The sequence below is a fragment of the Veillonella tobetsuensis genome (assembly GCF_001078375.1).
In the GTDB taxonomy this organism is placed as follows: Bacteria; Bacillota; Negativicutes; order Veillonellales; family Veillonellaceae; genus Veillonella; species Veillonella tobetsuensis.
Window position 1 is genome coordinate 1 of sequence record NZ_DF967922.1, and the last position, 18,998, is coordinate 18,998.

General features: G+C 39.6%; 17 protein-coding genes and 8 tRNA genes. 5 read left to right on the forward strand and 20 right to left on the reverse strand.

Translation table 11 applies throughout. The features are described 5' to 3' along the window. The 16 genes from VEI_RS09365 to hcp all read right to left on the reverse strand — a co-directional run. Positions 1-619 (reverse strand): GTP-binding protein (locus VEI_RS09365; RefSeq protein WP_145749521.1); only part of this gene is annotated, 619 nt, incomplete at its 3' end. Positions 620-842: 223 nt separating this feature from the next. Next, a tRNA-Met gene (locus VEI_RS09370) sits at positions 843-919 on the reverse strand. A gap of 5 nt (positions 920-924) precedes the next feature. Beyond that, a tRNA-Thr gene (locus VEI_RS09375) sits at positions 925-1,000 on the reverse strand. Positions 1,001-1,032: 32 nt separating this feature from the next. Beyond that, positions 1,033-1,108: transfer RNA gene (locus tag VEI_RS09380), tRNA-Met, on the reverse strand. A 5-nt stretch (positions 1,109-1,113) separates the two neighbouring features. Further along, positions 1,114-1,198 (reverse strand) — tRNA-Tyr (locus VEI_RS09385). Between the two features lie 10 nt (positions 1,199-1,208). Further along, positions 1,209-1,284 (reverse strand) — tRNA-Thr (locus tag VEI_RS09390). A gap of 412 nt (positions 1,285-1,696) precedes the next feature. Next, a complete protein-coding gene (gene brxF, locus VEI_RS09395; RefSeq protein ID WP_059364593.1) occupies positions 1,697-2,161 on the reverse strand; it encodes a BREX-3 system P-loop-containing protein BrxF in 465 nt (154 codons plus the stop codon). A 26-nt stretch (positions 2,162-2,187) separates the two neighbouring features. Continuing rightward, on the reverse strand, positions 2,188-3,522 hold the full coding sequence (locus VEI_RS09400) for a hypothetical protein (protein WP_059364595.1): 1,335 nt from the start codon (positions 3,520-3,522) through the stop codon (positions 2,188-2,190). Continuing rightward, positions 3,522-4,172, reverse strand: coding sequence for a hydrogenase nickel incorporation protein HypB (gene hypB / locus VEI_RS09405; RefSeq protein ID WP_059364597.1), 651 nt, complete (start codon positions 4,170-4,172; stop codon positions 3,522-3,524). The genes VEI_RS09400 and hypB overlap by 1 nt, the downstream gene beginning before the upstream one ends. A 7-nt stretch (positions 4,173-4,179) precedes the next feature. Continuing rightward, positions 4,180-4,521 carry a hydrogenase maturation nickel metallochaperone HypA/HybF gene (locus VEI_RS09410; protein ID WP_059364600.1) on the reverse strand — a complete coding sequence of 114 codons (342 nt, stop codon included), beginning with the start codon at positions 4,519-4,521 and terminating at the stop codon, positions 4,180-4,182. Continuing rightward, positions 4,499-5,341, reverse strand: a complete 843-nt coding sequence (locus VEI_RS09415) for a bifunctional 5,10-methylenetetrahydrofolate dehydrogenase/5,10-methenyltetrahydrofolate cyclohydrolase (protein ID WP_059364602.1) — start codon at positions 5,339-5,341, stop codon at positions 4,499-4,501. The genes VEI_RS09410 and VEI_RS09415 overlap by 23 nt, the downstream gene beginning before the upstream one ends. A gap of 139 nt (positions 5,342-5,480) precedes the next feature. Then, positions 5,481-7,430, reverse strand: a complete 1,950-nt coding sequence (locus VEI_RS09420) for a penicillin-binding protein (RefSeq protein WP_059364605.1) — start codon at positions 7,428-7,430, stop codon at positions 5,481-5,483. 21 nt (positions 7,431-7,451) lie between these two features. Further along, complete coding sequence (locus tag VEI_RS09425; RefSeq protein ID WP_059364607.1) at positions 7,452-8,864, reverse strand: CCA tRNA nucleotidyltransferase; 1,413 nt, start codon at positions 8,862-8,864, stop codon at positions 7,452-7,454. 142 nt (positions 8,865-9,006) lie between these two features. Then, a complete protein-coding gene (gene sdaAA, locus VEI_RS09430) occupies positions 9,007-9,879 on the reverse strand; it encodes an L-serine ammonia-lyase, iron-sulfur-dependent, subunit alpha (RefSeq protein ID WP_082161479.1) in 873 nt (290 codons plus the stop codon). A gap of 9 nt (positions 9,880-9,888) precedes the next feature. Next, positions 9,889-10,551, reverse strand: coding sequence for an L-serine ammonia-lyase, iron-sulfur-dependent subunit beta (sdaAB, locus tag VEI_RS09435; protein ID WP_059364610.1), 663 nt, complete (start codon positions 10,549-10,551; stop codon positions 9,889-9,891). Between the two features lie 284 nt (positions 10,552-10,835). After that, a complete protein-coding gene (hcp, locus tag VEI_RS09440; protein WP_059364612.1) occupies positions 10,836-12,401 on the reverse strand; it encodes a hydroxylamine reductase in 1,566 nt (521 codons plus the stop codon). A 299-nt stretch (positions 12,402-12,700) separates the two neighbouring features. Between hcp and VEI_RS09445 the strand changes: the two genes are divergently transcribed. Beyond that, positions 12,701-13,426 carry a Crp/Fnr family transcriptional regulator gene (locus tag VEI_RS09445; protein WP_059364614.1) on the forward strand — a complete coding sequence of 242 codons (726 nt, stop codon included), beginning with the start codon at positions 12,701-12,703 and terminating at the stop codon, positions 13,424-13,426. Positions 13,427-13,496: 70 nt separating this feature from the next. Here the strand turns inward: VEI_RS09445 and VEI_RS09450 are convergent, their stop codons facing one another. The 4 genes from VEI_RS09450 to VEI_RS09465 all read right to left on the reverse strand — a co-directional run bounded on the left by VEI_RS09450 (position 13,497) and on the right by VEI_RS09465 (position 17,148). Further along, on the reverse strand, positions 13,497-14,963 hold the full coding sequence (locus VEI_RS09450) for an LPO_1073/Vpar_1526 family protein (RefSeq protein ID WP_059364616.1): 1,467 nt from the start codon (positions 14,961-14,963) through the stop codon (positions 13,497-13,499). 12 nt (positions 14,964-14,975) lie between these two features. Continuing rightward, a complete protein-coding gene (locus VEI_RS09455; protein ID WP_059364618.1) occupies positions 14,976-15,527 on the reverse strand; it encodes a TIGR01440 family protein in 552 nt (183 codons plus the stop codon). A gap of 198 nt (positions 15,528-15,725) precedes the next feature. Beyond that, positions 15,726-16,286, reverse strand: a complete 561-nt coding sequence (locus VEI_RS09460) for a Fe-S-containing hydro-lyase (protein WP_059364620.1) — start codon at positions 16,284-16,286, stop codon at positions 15,726-15,728. A 19-nt stretch (positions 16,287-16,305) separates the two neighbouring features. Beyond that, complete coding sequence (locus tag VEI_RS09465; protein ID WP_059364622.1) at positions 16,306-17,148, reverse strand: fumarate hydratase; 843 nt, start codon at positions 17,146-17,148, stop codon at positions 16,306-16,308. 658 nt (positions 17,149-17,806) lie between these two features. Between VEI_RS09465 and VEI_RS09470 the strand changes: the two genes are divergently transcribed. The 4 genes from VEI_RS09470 (at position 17,807) to VEI_RS09485 (ending at position 18,990) form a co-directional block, all read left to right on the forward strand. Next, a tRNA-Asn gene (locus tag VEI_RS09470) sits at positions 17,807-17,882 on the forward strand. 5 nt (positions 17,883-17,887) lie between these two features. Further along, a tRNA-Glu gene (locus tag VEI_RS09475) sits at positions 17,888-17,962 on the forward strand. Between the two features lie 3 nt (positions 17,963-17,965). Beyond that, positions 17,966-18,041: transfer RNA gene (locus VEI_RS09480), tRNA-Val, on the forward strand. Positions 18,042-18,138: 97 nt separating this feature from the next. Next, entirely contained in the window at positions 18,139-18,990 is an 852-nt protein-coding gene (locus VEI_RS09485; protein WP_059364624.1) for a hypothetical protein, read from the forward strand. The last annotated feature ends 8 nt before the right edge of the window (positions 18,991-18,998 follow it).

Sequence of the window (18,998 nt, forward strand, 5' to 3'; positions counted from 1 at the left end):
TATCACGAACTGGAGTTGGGATGTAGGAGTCTACAGCATCCATCAATTCGTCGATTTTAGCTACATATTGAGCATCGCCTTCCAAAGCTTTCAACGCAGAACCTACAACGATAGGTACTTCGTCGCCAGGGAATTCGTAGGAAGAAAGAAGTTCACGAACTTCCATTTCTACCAATTCGATTAATTCTTCATCGTCAACCATGTCAGCTTTGTTCAAGAATACTACGATTGCAGGAACACCAACTTGGCGAGCCAACAAGATGTGTTCGCGAGTTTGTGGCATAGGGCCGTCAGCTGCGGAACATACCAAGATAGCGCCGTCCATTTGAGCCGCACCAGTGATCATGTTTTTAACATAGTCAGCATGGCCTGGGCAGTCAACGTGTGCATAGTGACGGTTAGCAGTTTCGTACTCAACGTGTGCAGTGTTGATTGTGATACCGCGTTCACGTTCTTCTGGAGCTTTATCGATCATGCTGTAATCTTGGAAGTCAGCTTGGCCTTTTTCAGCCAATACTTTTGTGATTGCAGCAGTCAAAGTAGTTTTACCATGGTCAACGTGACCGATAGTACCAATGTTAACATGCGGTTTCGTACGTTCAAATTTTTCTTTTGCCATTAGGAAATAATCCTCCTTCACAAAAACAAAATACTTTTATAGTAATACTATAATATAATAACCTAATTTAATCAACGGAATATACATTCCTACAGAATATTATATCATAATCTATAAAGATCAATAAACAAAAAATCATATCTAAGTTACAAATGTGTGTAGTTAGATATGATTCATTATTTAAATATAGATATAAAAAAAGCCTCACCAACGTGAGGTTTAATGGTGGCGGCACACGGATTTGAACCGCGGACACACCGGGTATGAACCGATTGCTCTAGCCAACTGAGCTATGCCGCCATGTATGGAGCTAGTGACCGGGATTGAACCGGTGACCTTATCCTTACCAAGGATACGCTCTGCCGACTGAGCTACACCAGCACAATGAACGTTCACTTCACTGCGAATATTTGTGGTTGCGGGGACAGGACTTGAACCTGCGACCTTCGGGTTATGAGCCCGACGAGCTACCAACTGCTCCACCCCGCTATAGATGGTGGAGGGAGAAGGATTCGAACCTTCGAAGTCGAAGACGGCAGATTTACAGTCTGCTCCCTTTGGCCGCTCGGGAATCCCTCCAGAAATAAAATGGAGCTGGCGATAGGAATTGAACCCACAACCTGCTGATTACAAGTCAGCTGCTCTACCTATTGAGCTACGCCAGCATCATTACGACAAAATGTATTGTAACATCCGCCTCACTAAGTGTCAAGAACTTTTTAAAAACTTTTTTAAAGTTTTTTCGTTCATTGCGGTGTCCCTTAGTGCTATATCAATATATCATGAAAGTTTTTTCGATGCAAGTATTTTTTTGAATTTTATTCAATTTCATTTTTCCCTCATAGGAAATCATAAATACAGGTGCATAATCGCTAATATAGGCACTATAATTCTATAATATCCAAAAGTAGATAAAGACGAACGGTTAAGGTACCACAAGAATACACTCTGTTATACCTTCTATAATACCTAAAATAAGGGCAATTATATATTAATCCATGATATCCACCCACCTTTTTATATGCGGTCATAACTCATGGCAATATATAATGCCCTCATCAATCAATATAACTGTAATTAGTCAATAACCATGACACGCTCAGGTTTTGTAATAGTAACCACTGCATGTTTTGGATCATTATTGTGTTCTAAGTACAATTGGTCACCTTCAAGATGACCACGCCAACCTACAACAATCGGATATGTTTTACTAATGGTCTTTAATAGTTCAAGAGGATTTAAGTTTAAAATAGGAGCAAATAATACATTAATGCCATCTAAAAGAAGTACTTCCGTATCACTACGACTTAATGCACGGCGAATAACATCTTCTGCAAGTTTTGGACGTTCATCACGAGGAACCAACAAAAATTCTTCTTCAATAAGTTGTTTTGCTTCTAAATATTTCCACCCTTTTTGCTCTGATAACTCACGAATTAACAAACTTTTACCAGAACCAGGGCCACCAACGATGAACAATATACGCTCATCACCATTTTGAATTTGTTCCCACCGTTCTTTCACATCTTGTACAGTAACCATATCCTTGCCTCCTCACTTAAGATGACCTACTTAACAGGTCGGTCAGATAACATCACTGATTTGATATATTGATTTTTATCATCTAAGGCGAACTGTAAATAAGAATTACTCGACCTTGGATTTTTATACTCATACACCGTTGCAGTGCCTGTATTTGTTGCAGACTCCACTATACGCGTCGGCATACCATATACAAATAGCAATAGATATTTTGTATCACCCATGGCAATACCACGACGTGTCGGTGTATAGACGTTTAACAACACACGATTGATAAGCGACTTATCATCTACGCTAACGCCATACTCATTATAGCCAATGAATGTAGCACCAAATAGCATTCCTTGAGTTCTCCACTCTGCATCCGCATCATTCACAAAATGTTGATTCAATCGTAAACCACGCAACACAAAATCATCGTCACTCAATTGCCCAGCATGGAAATGATACATCGGAGCCTTTGGCAATCCGAAACGGGTCCAAACCTGTCCATCCAAAATATCAACAGCCTCTATCACATTATTTTTAACGGTGAAAGCCACATAGGATTTTCCGTTTTGAATAGAATCTGGAGATTGGCTATTATTATTTGTATTCGCTACGAGAGAAGTAAATTCCTTTTTTTCTGTCCATGAATTTTCCGCATGACCTTCATATAAAAAGATATATGATTCATCGGATTGGTTCCGCCACATCGCATTAGGACTACCATAAGAGAAAATCATCTCCATGCGGGAACTACCTACACCAATATCACGAACAGTAACCAAACCTTTTTCTGTAGTATGTAAATTAGTAATAGTACCTACAGGAAATAAGTATGTAGCACCTTGTCCACGCAACTGATTTCCTTCTAGACGTGATTTATCCGGTCCAGTATACACCGTTATATCCATATCTTTTTCATGATACGTTGTAAATACACCTTTCACGGTCTTTTTAGTAGTAGCACTAGGCTTATATACATCACCAACGCGATATACAGGACCTATACTCGCAGTATCCTCGTCCGATTTCAAAGCTAAACTGTAGTCATCTTCTACACCAAGAGCTGGTAAATTATTAGATGTATACGAATGTCCTATATCAGATAAATTATTTTTTGAATCCTGTGGCATAACACCATCATTTTCGCTAGCAGCCTGCCAATATTGCAAAGAATCACCAAAAGCAGTAACTGCTAATTGTTCAGCTAGCCATCCACTTTTTGAGCGACTATCTGCAGCAGGTTCTTTCACAACAACTATAGTATTCTTGATTTCTGGCACCGTTGTTTCTGCATCAACAGCCCCTACCGATACAGTTCCCATTGCACTTAGCACGGTTATAGTCAATGCTGCATGAGATAAGATTTTTTTCATTATCGACTCTCCATTTGTTTTCTAAGCCATGTTAACCATGGTACCAGACCATCTTTAACGGTACAACTGATTTCAAACACTTGGCCTTGAGGATTTAAATTACGAATATCTTTGATTGCCTTTTCCTTATCGAATGGTACATATGGTAAAAGATCAATCTTATTGAGCAATATAGCCTTTGATTCTTTAAAGATAAGTGGATATTTTAAGGGCTTATCTTCACCTTCTGTAACAGACAACACTGTGACTTTCACAGCCTCACCTATATCGAATTCTGCAGGGCATACTAAATTCCCAACATTTTCTATAATTATCATATCTAATGCATCAAGATCTAAATCAGATATAGCATCTTGAATCATATTAGCATCTAAATGACAGCCGCCTACCGTGTTGATTTGAATGACAGGCACTCCAAGAGCATGAATGCGCTCAGCATCTTTAGAGGTAAATAAATCGCCTTCAATAACAGCCACATTATAATCTTTTGCTAAATCTTGTAATGTTGCTTCTAATAACGACGTCTTACCCGCACCTGGAGAGCCCATTAAATTAAATACAAAGATATGTTTTTCTTTAAATATTTGTTGCAACGATGATGCAATGGCATCATTTTTTGCCAATACATTTGTTTTTACTTCTACTTGCATATATACCTCAATCTATATCAATAGATGTCACTTGTAGTTCTCGACCACCTATAGTGTTCACAAGACGACTTTCACAATGAGGACAGATAAATTTATAGTCTTGCACATCAAAGATAGTATCACAGTCTAAACATTGTCCTGTAATAGGGATGGTGTGAATATCGATTTTAGATGTTTCTGCCGGAGTACCTTTTGTTACCGCATCCCAGCAAAAGAACAATGCATCAGGTTCTACGCCACTCATTAAACCTAAATCAAGTTGTACGGAATGAATGATAGATGCATCATTATTTCTCATTGTTTCTAAAGCGATATCTAAAATCCCCTCAGCGATTGACATTTCGTGCATGATACGCCTCATAAACTGCTTCCAACATCATCGTCGTTGTAACGGAACCAACGCCACCAGGAACCGGTGTCATAGCAGATGCAACACTACTCACCGCATCATAATCAACATCGCCTACTGTTTTACCATCTAGCTCATTGATACCTACATCAATAACAACGGCACCAGCCTTTACCATGTCTGCTGTAATCATATGTGCACGACCAGCTGCAGCGATTACGATGTCCGCCTCTTTAACATGACACGCCAAATCAGTCGTACGCGAATGACAGATGGATACTGTAGCATGACGTTCAAGAGCCATCAACGCTACTGGTTTACCAATAACTTGACTTCGACCCACAACAACTACATGTTTTCCTTCTAAAGAAATCCCATAATGATCTAATATAGCTAAACAAGCCTTAGCTGTACAAGGTGCAAAACCACCTTTACTAGCTGTTACGAGACCAATATTATAGGTCGTAAGACCATCGATATCTTTTTTAGGACTTAAAGCATCAATTAATTGCTCCGTATCGATATCCTTTGGCATCGGCATAAGTGGCAAAATACCATGTACTGCATCATCGTTATTTAATGACATCAATGCTTCATATACCTCTTCGTGACTTGCCGTACTAGGTAGTTGAGTGCGCACAAATCCATAGCCAAAATTCTTGGCTGTTTTTTCCATAAAATCAGCATACATGTTTGCACCATGATCATCACCAACAAGTAATACCGCCATTGTAATAGTACCCGCTTCAAGGTTTGTCATTTTTTCTTGCAAAATAGCTTTATGTGCATCAGCTACAGCTTTACCACGTAATTCAATCATAGTTATCTCCATTCTATTATACGCTATACAGAATTCTTATATAAAAAGGTGCCTATAGAGGCACCTTTAGTAATCTCTTATTCTATTATATAACGCTTTGTCTATAGTTGTAGGTTTAATTCCTATACTATATAAGTCATCAGTGACTAAATTGGACGACAATAGCGGTACCGGGAGACACCACTGTTCCTGGCAGTTGCTCTTGTGAAACCGCAGTCCCTGTACCATCAGGTTTAAAGTACAAGCCTGCCGTATGCAACCAATCGCGTACCTCCCCAAATGTATATCCTCTAAAGTCTGGCAATACTACATCACCATCACTATTTGGTTTTACTGACGGAAGTTTTGCTACTGGCGAGGCCACAACTGTAGCACCATCTTTAACAGATGGCGACATTTGATAGTATCTAACCAATTGAGACATGATATTTTTAAATACTGGGGCCGCAATTTGACCACCATAGATAGAACCTTTTTGAGGGTCATCAATAGCAACAAGAACTACAAACTTAGGATCTTCTACTGGGCCAAATCCAATAAAGGATGCTATATAATGGCCTGCTAAATAGCCTCCTCGTTTAGTATCGAGCTTCTCGGCAGTACCTGTTTTACCTCCAAAGTGATAGCCTTCTACCAAAGCTTTTGAACCGCCCCCCTCAGACACTTCTTTTTCAAGAATATCCGCAATTGTTTTTGCCGTTTCCTCTGGTATCGGTTGCCCCACTACTTCTGGATCAGTAGTACTCGTAATATCTCCCTTAACATTACTATAGGATTTAATAATGTGAGGCCGCATCATCTTACCACCATTAGCTACAGCTCCAAAAGCACGTACCATTTGTAACGGAGTAACCGCAATCCCTTGTCCAATAGACATAGTAGCTACGTCAAGCTTACTCATGTCTTCTGGTTCGTACAAGATACCTGCACCCTCACCAGGCAATTCAATACCTGTTGTAGAACCAAATCCATAATCACGAACATATTTAGACAATATATCTGCACCAGTAGTCGTACCGATTTCAGCCATACCGGTATTAATGGAGAACTTCAAAATATCGACCAATTTAACAGGGCCATAACCTTCACCATTCCAGTTTTGCATCACATGTCCATTGGCTACAAAGGCGCCCTTATCGTTATACACTTGATCTAGTTTCCATTTGCCAGATGCTAATGCGGCAGAGGCGATAAGAGGCTTAAATGTGGAACCTGGTTCATACAAATTAGTTACCGCAATATTCTTAAACGCTTCGTCAGAACTTTGACTATAATGATTAGGGTCATATGTAGGGCGATTGGCCATCGCTAAAATCTCCCCTGACTTAGGGTCCATAACAATAACACTCGCATGTTTAGCCCCCGTATCCTCCATCGCTTTATCCAGAGCTCGCTCTGCAATAAATTGAATACTTGCATCGATAGTTAAGGTCACACTTTTACCCTTATCAGGCAAATATTTGGACAACACGGAGCCAAAAATAGCATTCCCGTTTCTATCGGTCGCAACGAGTTCCTTTTGAATACCGCCTTTTAATTCATCGTCAAGTACCATCTCAAGACCATCAAGACCTTTATCATCGGTTCCAACAAAGCCTAATACTTGAGCTGCTAAATTACCATTTGGATAATATCGCTTTGATTCCTCTACGAAATTAAGACCTTTTAGCTTTTTCTCCTTAATCAACTGAGCTATAGCCTTCGATTTTTCTGGTTCCATCATACGGTCAATCCACACAAAGGCAGTATCCTCTTGTAAGGATTTTACAATATCCCCTTTTGCCATCGTTACATAAGGCTCAATAAGGTCAGCAATTTCATCGGGGGGTCTATCAATCATCTTCGGATCTGCATACAAGGATTTTGTAACAACGCTCATCGCTAATGGTCGGCCATTACGGTCATAAATCGTACCGCGAGGAGATTGTAATTTTCTATCCACCTGTACTTGGCTCAAATTCTTAGCCTGCAAATCAGACTTATCTATAATTTGTAAAAAGAATAAGCGCCCTACCAAAACAACGGCAATACATAGGAGTACGCGCACCGTATATTCAATTCGCTTATTATCATTCCCTGAAATATTCATTATGGTCTCCCACTAAAAGTATTAATATGATGTGCGTTGCAACTTGTGAATAATTGCATCATACAAATCATCAGGTTCATTTTTAACAACGCCATTTTGTACTTGTTGCATCAAATACTGTAGACATTGCGCTATATTTTCACCACACGCTGCAAGAACGCGCTTATCATATCGTAAATCCTTTGTATGAACAGGCATCTCCAAGCTCAAATCCGCCATACATTCTCCAAAGGCCAAAGTACCATCTGTAACGGAATACGGTTTCCCACAACCGAGAACATCGGCTGCACACACCTTAGCCAACTGTTGCCACGCTTCACGCATGCCTTGACTATCCCTAAACTCACCGCTACGAGCTTCCTTGCGAATCCATTTTTTCTCATCTGCCTCTTCATTTTGAACAAAGAAATGAAAACGCATATGATTCTTAACAATCCAAGATACACGACTGGCAAATTTTTTATTATACCCAAGGCGAATCAATATGTCATAAGCCATCTGAGATCCTAGATTATCATGTCCACGATCCGTATAACGTCCATTAATAACTTGTCTAATACTAGGCATCCCCTTTGCTACATCATGCAACAAAGCACCCCAACGGAGTGTCAAATCAGGTTCTGTTTCAGATACGACTGCTAATGTATGATACCATCCATCAAACTCATGAAATGCCTTTTCTTGTGGCAAACCCACTAGATGATATAACTCAGGTAAAATAGGAATTTCTCTACTTTCCCCATTTTCCACCATGCGACAGGTACATTCAGCCAAATGAGATTGTACGAATACATCTAAACCCTTTGCCACTGCAGGTTCTAATAATAGACGATCTATTTCACTTCGCACGCGTTCTAGTGAAAGTCCCGATACACGATGAAATGCTGTTGGCATTGCCTTTAATAATGCTTTATCAGGCATAAAATCGAGTTTTGCGATAAAGCGACAAGCTCTAAACAAACGCAACGCATCCTCTTGAAAACGTTCCTCAGGATTACCGATAGTGCGTAGCACCTTATGTTTAATATCATGACGTCCGCCAACAAGGTCAATAATCTCCTTATAGCGATTCATAGCCATACCATTAACAGTGAAATCACGACGCTTTACATCTTCTTCGAGTGTATCTGCATAGACGATTTTCTCTGGACGATGACTATCCACTCCATACCGTTCACTACGATACGTAGCAACTTCATAATGTTTATCCCCCACAGTAGCCACTACTACGCCGAACGTTTTCCCTATTAGACCCTTTGTCTCAATACCAGCATTAGCTAAAACAGACATAACCTGTTCTGGTCGGGCAGATGTAACGATGTCAAAATCGTGAGGCTCCACATGCATGAGCATATCTCGTACTGCACCGCCGATAATAAAAGCCTCAAAGCCCGCTTCTTCTAAAATTGTCAGCAAACGGATAGCCTGTTCCATACATCCACCCTCCCTTCTATTCATCTTTTTATTGTACTACAAATACGATAACGAAAAAAGGTTCACATGGTCTATGTAAGACAGTTTTTATCTTACCCAAACTATGTGAACCTATATATTATATAGTAGTTTATACTAGCTTTTATAAAGAACGCACCTTTTCAGCTATTGCTAAGCCAGTTTCCGTAACGGCCAACCCTCCATCACTAGTTTCACGAAGAGCTGCTGGCATTGCACGCCCAATATTATTCATGGCCTCAATAACCTCATCCGGTGGAATTTGACTTTCAATACCAGCCAATGCAAGCTCAGCCGCTGTAATGGCATGAACAGCATAGACACCATTCCGTTTAACGCAAGGCACCTCGACGAGACCTGCCACTGGATCACATGCAAGGCCTAATAAATTTTTCATACAAAGTGCAACAGCATGACCAACCTGACGAGCAGTCCCACCCATCATTTCTACTATAGCAGCGGCAGCCATACAAGCTGCAGTACCAACTTCGGCTTGGCACCCACCGACCGCACCTGCTACACAAGCTCGATTGGACACCACATTACCTACGCCTGCTGCAGCAAGAAAACCTTTCACCAATGTAGGTGTATCTAGTTCATAATGCTCCGCTACAGCCTGAACCGCACCTGGCATGACACCACAAGAACCAGCCGTAGGACAGGCTACGACCTTAAACATCTTCGCATTAGCTTCATTGACCGCAATAGCATACGACATAGCTTTATACGAAATATCACTCATGAATAGTGGTTTTCTTGCAATTAAACGAGCGGCCTCACCACCGGACATATTGGATTGGGTTCGTTTCAAATTACGTACCCCATCCTTGATAGAAGCCTTAAAAATATCTAAGCGATGTTTGATTTCTTTAGTAATCTCCTTTTCATTACGATCATACTGTTCCAATTCAGTGCGCATAACCACATCTCCAAAAGACAGGTTATGCTCTTCGCTAAGTCGGATAATATCAGCTATCGTTTCATAAGCGTAACTCATCATCTCCTCCTACAAAGCCTCAAAGGTCATTACATCTTGAATGCCTGGACACTCACGCATAAACTGTACAGTAATAGGGTTAACAACAGAATCGGTGGTAATAACCATAACCGCATCTTTATATTTACCCTTTCTAAAAACACGCATAGACGCAATATTGATGTCAGATTCACTTAAAGCCTGACTAATGAGCGAAATGGCACCAGGCTTGTCCTCATGAAATACAACAAGTGTAAATTCATCGCCTGTAATAGACATATCATTGCCGTCTACTTCAGTAATCATAATTTGACCACCACCGATGGAACGTCCTACTACAGACATATGACGCTCTTTTTCACCATACAAATCAAACTTCACTACATTAGGATGACCTATATCGAGTGGTGATTCGATGAAAGTATAATCTAAACTAGCTTCATCAGCTAATTCCTTCCCATTACGAATTCGCTTGTCGTCCTCTTTAAAACCTAATAATCCACCTAACAAGGCACGATCTGTACCGTGACCTTTATATGTTTTCGCAAATGACCCATACAAGGTCATCTCTACCTTTTTCGGCACACTCCCAAATATACAACGAGCCATCTTGCCAAGCCGCGCCGCACCAGCGGTGTGCGAGCTAGACGGACCAATCATAACGGGGCCGATAATATCAAAAATACTGTTCATATTGAACCTCTATACATACATAAATAAAGAAATAATTCACTTCTTAGCTATAGTATAGCAATCAATATTCATAGATGTCTATATACACAATAGAGGTATGTTTGTCCACTGTTGACAAACATGTTTGTTCACCCTCTCCATTAAAACCTTTATATACAATTTTATATGATTGAGACAAAAAAGGCTATACCATCAAAAGATGGCATAGCCTAATTTATATAGCAACAGCCCGAATCATATAAGAGAGAGGGGATTAGGGCCGCTGTTATTAAGATTTAATCCGATTAGCCCAAGATAGCTTTCATATCAGCTTCTGGAGTTGTAATTGGATGTAATTGGAATTTTTCTACCAAAATGTTCAATACATTGCTGGAGAAGAATTTAGGCAAGGAAGGTCCGATGTAGATGTTGCGGATACCCAATGCCAACAATGTTAACAAGATACATACTGCTTTTTGTTCGTACCAGGACAATACCAATGTTAATGGCAAGTCGTTTACATCACATTCAAAGGCACCAGCCAAAGCTACTGCTACTTGAATAGCGGAGTAAGCATCGTTACATTGGCCCATATCAAGGATACGAGGGATACCACCGATTTCACCGATGTTAAGGTCGTTGAAGCGGAATTTACCACAAGCCAATGTCAATACTACAGTATCATCTGGAGTTTGTTTTACGAATTCTGTGTAGTAGTTACGGCCTACTTTAGCACCGTCGCAACCACCAACTAAGAAGAAGTGTTTGATTGCACCAGCTTTTACAGCGTCGATTACTTTATCAGCAATCCCCAATACTGTACCATGACCGAAACCAGTAGTTACTTCGTGACCACCGTTGATACCAGTGAATTCTTGAGCTTCTTTGTAGCCGCCCAATTCGATTGCGCGTTCAATAACAGCGGAGAAGTCTTTAGTGCCATCAGCTTTTTCTTCTACATGTGCACAGCCGTCGAAACCTACCATATCTGTAGTGAAGATATTTGCTCTGTAGTTTTCTTTTGGTGGCATAATGCAGTTTGTAGTGAACAAGAATGCGCCAGGAACGTCAACGAATTCTTTTTGTTGATTTTGCCATGCAGTACCGAAGTTACCTTTCAATTGAGGATGTTTTTTCAATTCAGGGTAAGCGTGACAAGGTAACATTTCACCATGAGTATAGATGTTTACACCTTTACCATCAGTTTGTTCCAATAATTGATTCAAGTCGTGAAGGTCATGACCAGTTACAACGATGAAAGGACCTGGTTCTACAGTCAAAGGTACTGTAGTTGGTACTGGAGTGCCATATGTTTCAGTATTAGCTTTATCAAGAATAGCCATACATTTCAAGTTGATTTCGCCGAATTCCATCAAAAGACCAAGCCATTCTTCAGCGCTGTGATCTTTCGCCATTTCTACTAAACCTTTAACAAACCAAGCGTCAACGTCAGCATCGTGGAAACCAAGGCGAGCAGCATGCCATGCGTATGCAGCCATACCACGCATACCTAACAATAATGTGGAACGAAGGGATACGATATCTTCTTCACCTTTCCACAATTGTTCCCAATCGAAGTTTTGTTGAGTGCTGTCCACTTGTGCATGGTAAGCGTTTACTTCGTCGATGAACGCTTGAACGCGGTCTTCAGAGAAGTTAACGTTTGTTACACACATGAACAAACCACGCATTAAATAATCGATACCTTCTTTAGTGTGGCCTTTTACGTCTAAAGCGCGAGCCAAGCCCACCAAAGCAGCAGTTAATTCGTCTTGTAAGTTTGCAACTGGTGCAGTTTTACCGCATACACCTTGTACTGTACAACCAGCTGGTGCCGCAGATTGTTCGCATTGATAACAGAACATGCTCATTTAAAATCCTCCTTTGCGAGACTTTCTCGCATTCAAGCTAGATAATATAAAACCTATACATTACACTGATGAATTATCAGGTGTCTGATTGATTACATTTGAAAGTATAACGTAAAGGTGGTACAATTTCTGTAGCTTGAGCAACAATTAAAAACTTTTTCATTTTTTTGCTTTAATCCAACATTTATATTGGATTAAATGCTCATTTGAGCTATATTATTATACAATAATCATTACAATTTGCCTATAACAATCATCACAATCCAAGGATGAAATACTATGCTATCTAGGAGGTATATATGATCAAACAAGTTTTATCAGATGATATCATCAAACAATATCTACCTGTTTTAACAGCATGTCCTCTATTCAATACATTAGGGACTTCGGAATTAACAAGCTACTTACACAATGCAAAGGTCATTATAAATAACTATAAAAAGAATGACTTTATCGCCATATCTGGAGACCCTATGGAAGGTATCGGCATTATATTGGAAGGCAGTGCCATGCTAACTCGTGAAAATGTTCTCGGACAGCGTGTTATTATGGCAAATCTAGAAGCATCGTCCCTCTTTGGAGAAGCGCTTCTATTTAGTAAACGACCTCTCTGGCCTGCTACTATAAAAGCAATGAAGTCTACCAAAATCATGTTCATCCCACTAGAAACATTCATTGAAACATTGCCAGATTGCCACCAATGCCAAACAAAAATCCTTTCAAATTTATTAGAAGATTTATCTGAAAAAGCAATACTCCTCACCAAGAAGGTTCACTATTTAACATTAAAAGGGATGCGAGAAAAGATTTACGCTTACCTTACTGATATTTATACGATGCAACATACGGAAAAACTCCTTCTACCACATAACCGAGAACAAATGGCAGAAGCCCTTAATGTATCTCGTACAGCATTAAGTCGTGAACTTGGCCGACTACGTGACGAAGGTATCATCGAAATCAACGGACGCCATGTTACATTATTGGATCCACAAGAAATTATAGAATTCGGCTTTAATAATTAAACAATAAGATTTACATAACACAAAACCGCCCAAGACTTACCTGGGCGGTTTGTTTTATATATAAATGTAATTAGAACCAATGAGATAAATCAAATTCTTCTCCAATGGTAGCTTTCACATGAGCTCGACCTAAATAGAGGCCTAGCAAGGTAAGTGAAATAGAGCACATAGGACTCGCATCATAGACGCTAGCTAAATCTGAAAGAACTGGACTAATATCATCCATGATTTGACGAGCCTCTTCACCTCTAAACGCAGTAGGCTTACTCTTCATCAAAGCTAGGAGATCACGTTGTATCATCGCATCAGAAATACGTGCTTCTCTAAAGAAGCGCGGTGCTAATGATTCATCAACGACAGCGAGTTTATACAGATTAGAATTTAAGCTACGTACCACAAATCGTGGATCTACACCGCGACCATCAGTAGCACGAAATAATTCTTCCTTCGTAAAACCACGATAGTTAAATACGAATGGATACGAATTTCCCAACAGTTGCGTCAAGGACACCGGTTCGCGTTCTTGCTGTGTACAACGCAAATAATCAAGTTGACGATAGAACGATTGATCATAAGGCAAATCAGAAATAAATGGCTCAATATATTTCTCTACATAATGTTGGAAATGAATACGACCATAATTGTTAGAGTTTCTAGAGTACTGCAACAGCAAAGTCAATGCCATGACTTGGAAGTGGCCAAGTGTAAGATGTGGCAAGACACGCAATGCATCAAAGGCCACCAAATACGGCGTGCTAGACTTAGGCGATTGTACTACATCTAAAAAAGCCTCTAGAGCAGCCGTCTTCATCCATGGAGTTGGAGTACCCGCATAGGCTTTTTGCATCGACATTAACGCTTCTTGAATTACAATATTTTGCAATAGTAAATTAACTTCACTGCCTTTAGTGATTCCTAATGCAATTAAAGCATCTCGTGTAATCTCACTAACAACATGCATCGTATCATTTTGAACAACACCAAAAGCATGAACAAAAGGCTCGACCGCCATAGCGACACGTTTATCCTCTTGTGCAATTTGAGCCCATGGGCCACTCACCTCTGGCTCTACCTCTTCTTCTATATTACCCAAATGTTCATTGATTTCATCAGCATTAAACATTCTTGTTTCTTCTAAAGCAGATGGGCCTTGTGGTTGTGCAACCTCGCTAGACTCATTGCCAAACATTTGCGTTGCATCCGCTTCAAATTGACTGGTAGCAGACATCATATCTGGAGATTCACCTAAGGCAATCGTATCCTCTGTAAAACTATCGACTACAGGAATTTCCAATGTTTGCTCTGTAATAATTTCATCCTCAACAGCATATACGTCAACGCCATCATGGGGTTGTTTTTGCGTTACATGTATTGTTTCTTCTTCATATACATTTTGCTTACGCACATCTTTGTGTGAAACATCTTTTTCTAGATTTGTTTCATTATCACTTTCACTCTTATTAAAAACTGCATAACACACAGCAAAGAAACCGAGTATCACAACAGCTAATACAACATATGGAATAATCCCAGACATTATCTTCTCCTCTTACAATAATGCGTCATTATAAACGGCACGACTACCGCCAATACTCTTAGGTCGAACGCGACAAGCTGTCACATGAGCTTCCCCAATTTTCTTAATGTCTAAACGCACAGGAACTGCTACATGTTTCATATGCATACCTATGAAAGTATCCCCAATATCAATACCAGCATCAGCTTGTACAAATTCAACAATAACAGGGTCTTTAAAGCGATTATAAGCCGTCATTGCCATAGCACCACCTGCATGAATTTGAGGTATTACATTACATTCTTCTTCCCAAGTTAGCGCATCTCGTTCCATTACTAGCGCACGATTCAAATGTTCACAACATTGAACAGCTAAGTGTAACCCTTTATCTGTTACAAGCTTGTATATTTCATCAAATAATACAGCAGCTACATCCTCATGTGAATCTGTGCCAATCTTTTTACCACACACTTCACTAGTCGAACAACCAACTACCAATAATTGTCCTTCACGTACCTTTGCTACTGTTAATAGTTCATCTATAGCAGCATGCACCTCTTGTCTAATTGATTCAATAGAATGCATTATATCGCCCCTTTTTTAATATTCAAATATATAAATATATTATCATAAAAAATATGTCTTTTATAGACCAAACTATGTTGTAACTGTGTGAAATTCCTTTAATAAACCTGATATATCCTGTAACTATACGGTTTTATACGAAAACAACAAAAAGAGGCTCGCGAAAGCAAGCCTCTTTTAATCGCTCAATGGCGAATATTAGATTCTTCTGTAAGGTTTTTGACCTTCTTCGTAGAAGTTGTTACCTTCAGTATCACCAACTACGATGCATGGGAAGTCTTCAACTGTCAATTCAGCCAAAGCTTCTGGACCAAGTTCACCATATGCAAGTACTTCGTATTTTTTGATGGATTTTGCAATCAATGCTGCAGCGCCACCAACTGCTGCGAAATATGTGCAACCATTTTTCTTCATGGATTCAACTACTTCTGGTTTACGGGAACCTTTACCAATCATGCCTTTGATACCTTGATCAAGCATTGTTGGTGTGTAAGCATCCATACGACCGGAAGTTGTAGGACCAGCGGAACCAATTGGATCACCAGGTTTTGCAGGTGTTGGGCCAAGATAGTAAACGAATTTATTAGTCCAATCGATTGGTAATTTTTCACCACGTGCCAAAGCTTCAGTCATAACTTTATGAGCAGCGTCACGAGCGGAGTAAATTTTGCCAGTGATAAGAACGCTATCACCAACTTTTAATTTACGGGAAAACTCTTCATTATATTCTTCAGTATTAATGCGAATTGTTTCAGACATATTATTTACCTCCTATCGATTAAAGTTCTACGTGAGCATGACGAGCAGCATGACACATAATAGTAACTGCAACAGGAAGACCTGCGATATGAGTTGGGCCCCATTCGATGTTTACACCAAGGCAAGTTGTAGTACCGCCCAATTGTGGTCCGATACCAGTTTTGTTAACCATTTCCAAAATTTCTTCTTCCAATTTTGCATAGTCTGCATCTTTGTGAGGTGTGCTAATGTCGCGAAGCAAAGCTTTTTTGGACAATACAGCAGCTTGGTCCATAGTACCACCGATACCTACGCCAAGTACGATTGGAGGGCATGGGTTAGGGCCAGCTTTTTTAACGATTTCAAGAACCGCATTTTTAACGCCTGCAACGCCGTCAGCTGGAACAAGCATAGCTACGCCAGATTTGTTTTCGGAACCGAAACCTTTAAGTTCTACTTGGATATCTACTTTATCGCCAGGAACGATGTCTGTGTAGATGATAGCAGGTGTATTGTCTTGTGTGTTTTTACGGTTGAACAATGGTTCACCTACAACGGATTTACGAAGGTAACCTTCGATGTAACCAGCTGCAACACCAGCATTGATAGCTTCAGTAAGATCGCCACCAACGAAATGTACATCTTGACCTACTTTTAGGAATACCATTGTCATACCAGTATCTTGGCAGTATGGACGATCTTCTTTATCAGCAATTTCTGCATTTTCGATAAGTTGATCAAGAACAATACGACCTACTGGAGACTCTTCTGTTTCGCGGCCTTTTTTCAAGCCTTCATAAATGTCTTTTGGCAAGTGGTAAGCTGCATCCATACATAATTGACGGATTGTTTTTGTGATTTCAGATACATTAATCTCGCGCAAGATAATCCCTCCTCAGGAAAATAATTGGATATTAACTCTAATACCATGAGATACATTTTTCTCAAAGCGTTAAGCTAAGATTAACTCTATGCCTCCATACTAGCACACTACTGAAAGGCTTTCAACGCTTTACCTATACACTTTTCACAATGAAATTTATCGATTTGATAATTATTTTCACTGATTAATTATACCAAATTTATGCACTTTAATAACTATCTCGAGACCCTTTAAAAGCCTGTTTAACGCGTTATATCTGTAACTAATATCACATATTACACTTGTATATGATTCGTTACCAATCATTAGATACCTTATCTATGAACCATATTTCATCAATTAATGAGATTAGCTATCAATTTAGAGAGAAAAGATTTTAATTATGAGTGCATATAATATCTATGCTCAATACAATTTATTTACTAACTTACCTCTATTCCAACAGCATAAAAAAGCCAGGAATACGCTTAAACACTGAATTTATGGTTACACAATATGTTTATCATATTTTATTGCTAACTCATCAATTTTATTTATCACGTTAAAAACTCATTGTATTATGTGTTTTAGTTATAGCATATGCTAAAAATTTTTAACTTTTTATATCATTTCCTCTTGCTATTCTTGTACGGTTCATTTATAATAATCACTATATTATTCCTCGATAGCTCAGTCGGTAGAGCAATCGGCTGTTAACCGATCGGTCGTAGGTTCGAGTCCTACTCGGGGAGCCAATATTGGCCCGTTGGTCAAGCGGTTAAGACACCGCCCTTTCACGGCGGTATCCCGGGTTCGATTCCCGGACGGGTCACCACATGGACGATTAGCTCAGCTGGGAGAGCGCCTGCCTTACAAGCAGGATGTCGGCAGTTCGATCCTGTCATCGTCCACCACATTAAGAAGCAAGCTGAGGCTTGCTTCTTTTTTATTATAACTATGGTATACTGTTACATATAGTTAAAGATTTATTCATCTCAAGGAGAGTTTGACATGAAATTAAGAGAAGTCACAACGCGTGTCAGTCTCTGTCTAGCACTAGCTTTTGTTTCTACTTTTACAATTGCTAACGCTGCACAAAATGACACACAATCTAAAAACACTCGTTCTATTCCTATTGCACCAGTAAAAATTATTCCCGCGCCTAGTACAATTGGTACTTCATCTATTCAAATTACATCTACAACATCTAATACACCTTCAACAATTGGAAAAGCCAATTATGATGGTCATCTAGATAATTTTCCATCCCGCAAAGCAACACTTGTAGTACCTACTACACTACGTAATGAAAGCACAGCAGCTTTTAGGAAATATTTATCTGATTCTGTAGCAAGTGTATTACGCTACCCTTATTATGATACGGTTGTAGTTAGTACAAACACTCCTCTCAGCCAAATTACAGCTGTTGATTTAGCTGAAATTGCAGCTACGCAACAATCTGAAATCGTAATCATGCCGGTTCCTATGCAAGATATTTATGTTCAATTACCTGTAACATATCTTAGCCAATACCACCGCGATGATAGTGATGATATTCACATCCAAGCAAAAGTAAATGCTATGATTTATTACTACGATACTAACGAGGGTATTGTGCATACCATTCGCAGCGGTTTTAATCAAGTAGATGATTCTCTCACTATGCCTACCCATAAATCTGTATGGAATAAGGTTATCAAGGATCTACTCGACAAACTACCATACAAACGTGTTCCTACAGATCGTGACCGTTATCAATCTCCTGGTATCAACGCGGAAATGCCTGTTGTACCAGACTATGAATTCCAAGTTGAACAACCTAAAAATACCGCTTACTCCTTAAGAGGCGTTAGCGTATTATAATAAAAACG

Excerpts from the sequence above, each read along its gene's own strand:
- VEI_RS09420 (WP_059364605.1), bottom strand. The coding sequence starts at position 7,430 with ATGAATATTTCAGGGAATGATAATAAGCGAATTGAATATACGGTGCGC.
- sdaAA (WP_082161479.1), bottom strand. The coding sequence starts at position 9,879 with ATGAGTTACGCTTATGAAACGATAGCTGATATTATCCGACTTAGCGAA.
- sdaAB (WP_059364610.1), bottom strand. The coding sequence starts at position 10,551 with ATGAACAGTATTTTTGATATTATCGGCCCCGTTATGATTGGTCCGTCT.
- VEI_RS09445 (WP_059364614.1), top strand. The coding sequence starts at position 12,701 with ATGATCAAACAAGTTTTATCAGATGATATCATCAAACAATATCTACCT.
- hcp (WP_059364612.1), bottom strand. The coding sequence starts at position 12,401 with ATGAGCATGTTCTGTTATCAATGCGAACAATCTGCGGCACCAGCTGGT.
- brxF (WP_059364593.1), bottom strand. The coding sequence starts at position 2,161 with ATGGTTACTGTACAAGATGTGAAAGAACGGTGGGAACAAATTCAAAAT.
- VEI_RS09400 (WP_059364595.1), bottom strand. The coding sequence starts at position 3,522 with ATGAAAAAAATCTTATCTCATGCAGCATTGACTATAACCGTGCTAAGT.
- VEI_RS09415 (WP_059364602.1), bottom strand. The coding sequence starts at position 5,341 with ATGATTGAATTACGTGGTAAAGCTGTAGCTGATGCACATAAAGCTATT.
- VEI_RS09455 (WP_059364618.1), bottom strand. The coding sequence starts at position 15,527 with ATGCATTCTATTGAATCAATTAGACAAGAGGTGCATGCTGCTATAGAT.
- VEI_RS09460 (WP_059364620.1), bottom strand. The coding sequence starts at position 16,286 with ATGTCTGAAACAATTCGCATTAATACTGAAGAATATAATGAAGAGTTT.
- VEI_RS09450 (WP_059364616.1), bottom strand. The coding sequence starts at position 14,963 with ATGTCTGGGATTATTCCATATGTTGTATTAGCTGTTGTGATACTCGGT.
- hypB (WP_059364597.1), bottom strand. The coding sequence starts at position 4,172 with ATGCAAGTAGAAGTAAAAACAAATGTATTGGCAAAAAATGATGCCATT.
- VEI_RS09425 (WP_059364607.1), bottom strand. The coding sequence starts at position 8,864 with ATGGAACAGGCTATCCGTTTGCTGACAATTTTAGAAGAAGCGGGCTTT.
- VEI_RS09485 (WP_059364624.1), top strand. The coding sequence starts at position 18,139 with ATGAAATTAAGAGAAGTCACAACGCGTGTCAGTCTCTGTCTAGCACTA.
- VEI_RS09410 (WP_059364600.1), bottom strand. The coding sequence starts at position 4,521 with ATGCACGAAATGTCAATCGCTGAGGGGATTTTAGATATCGCTTTAGAA.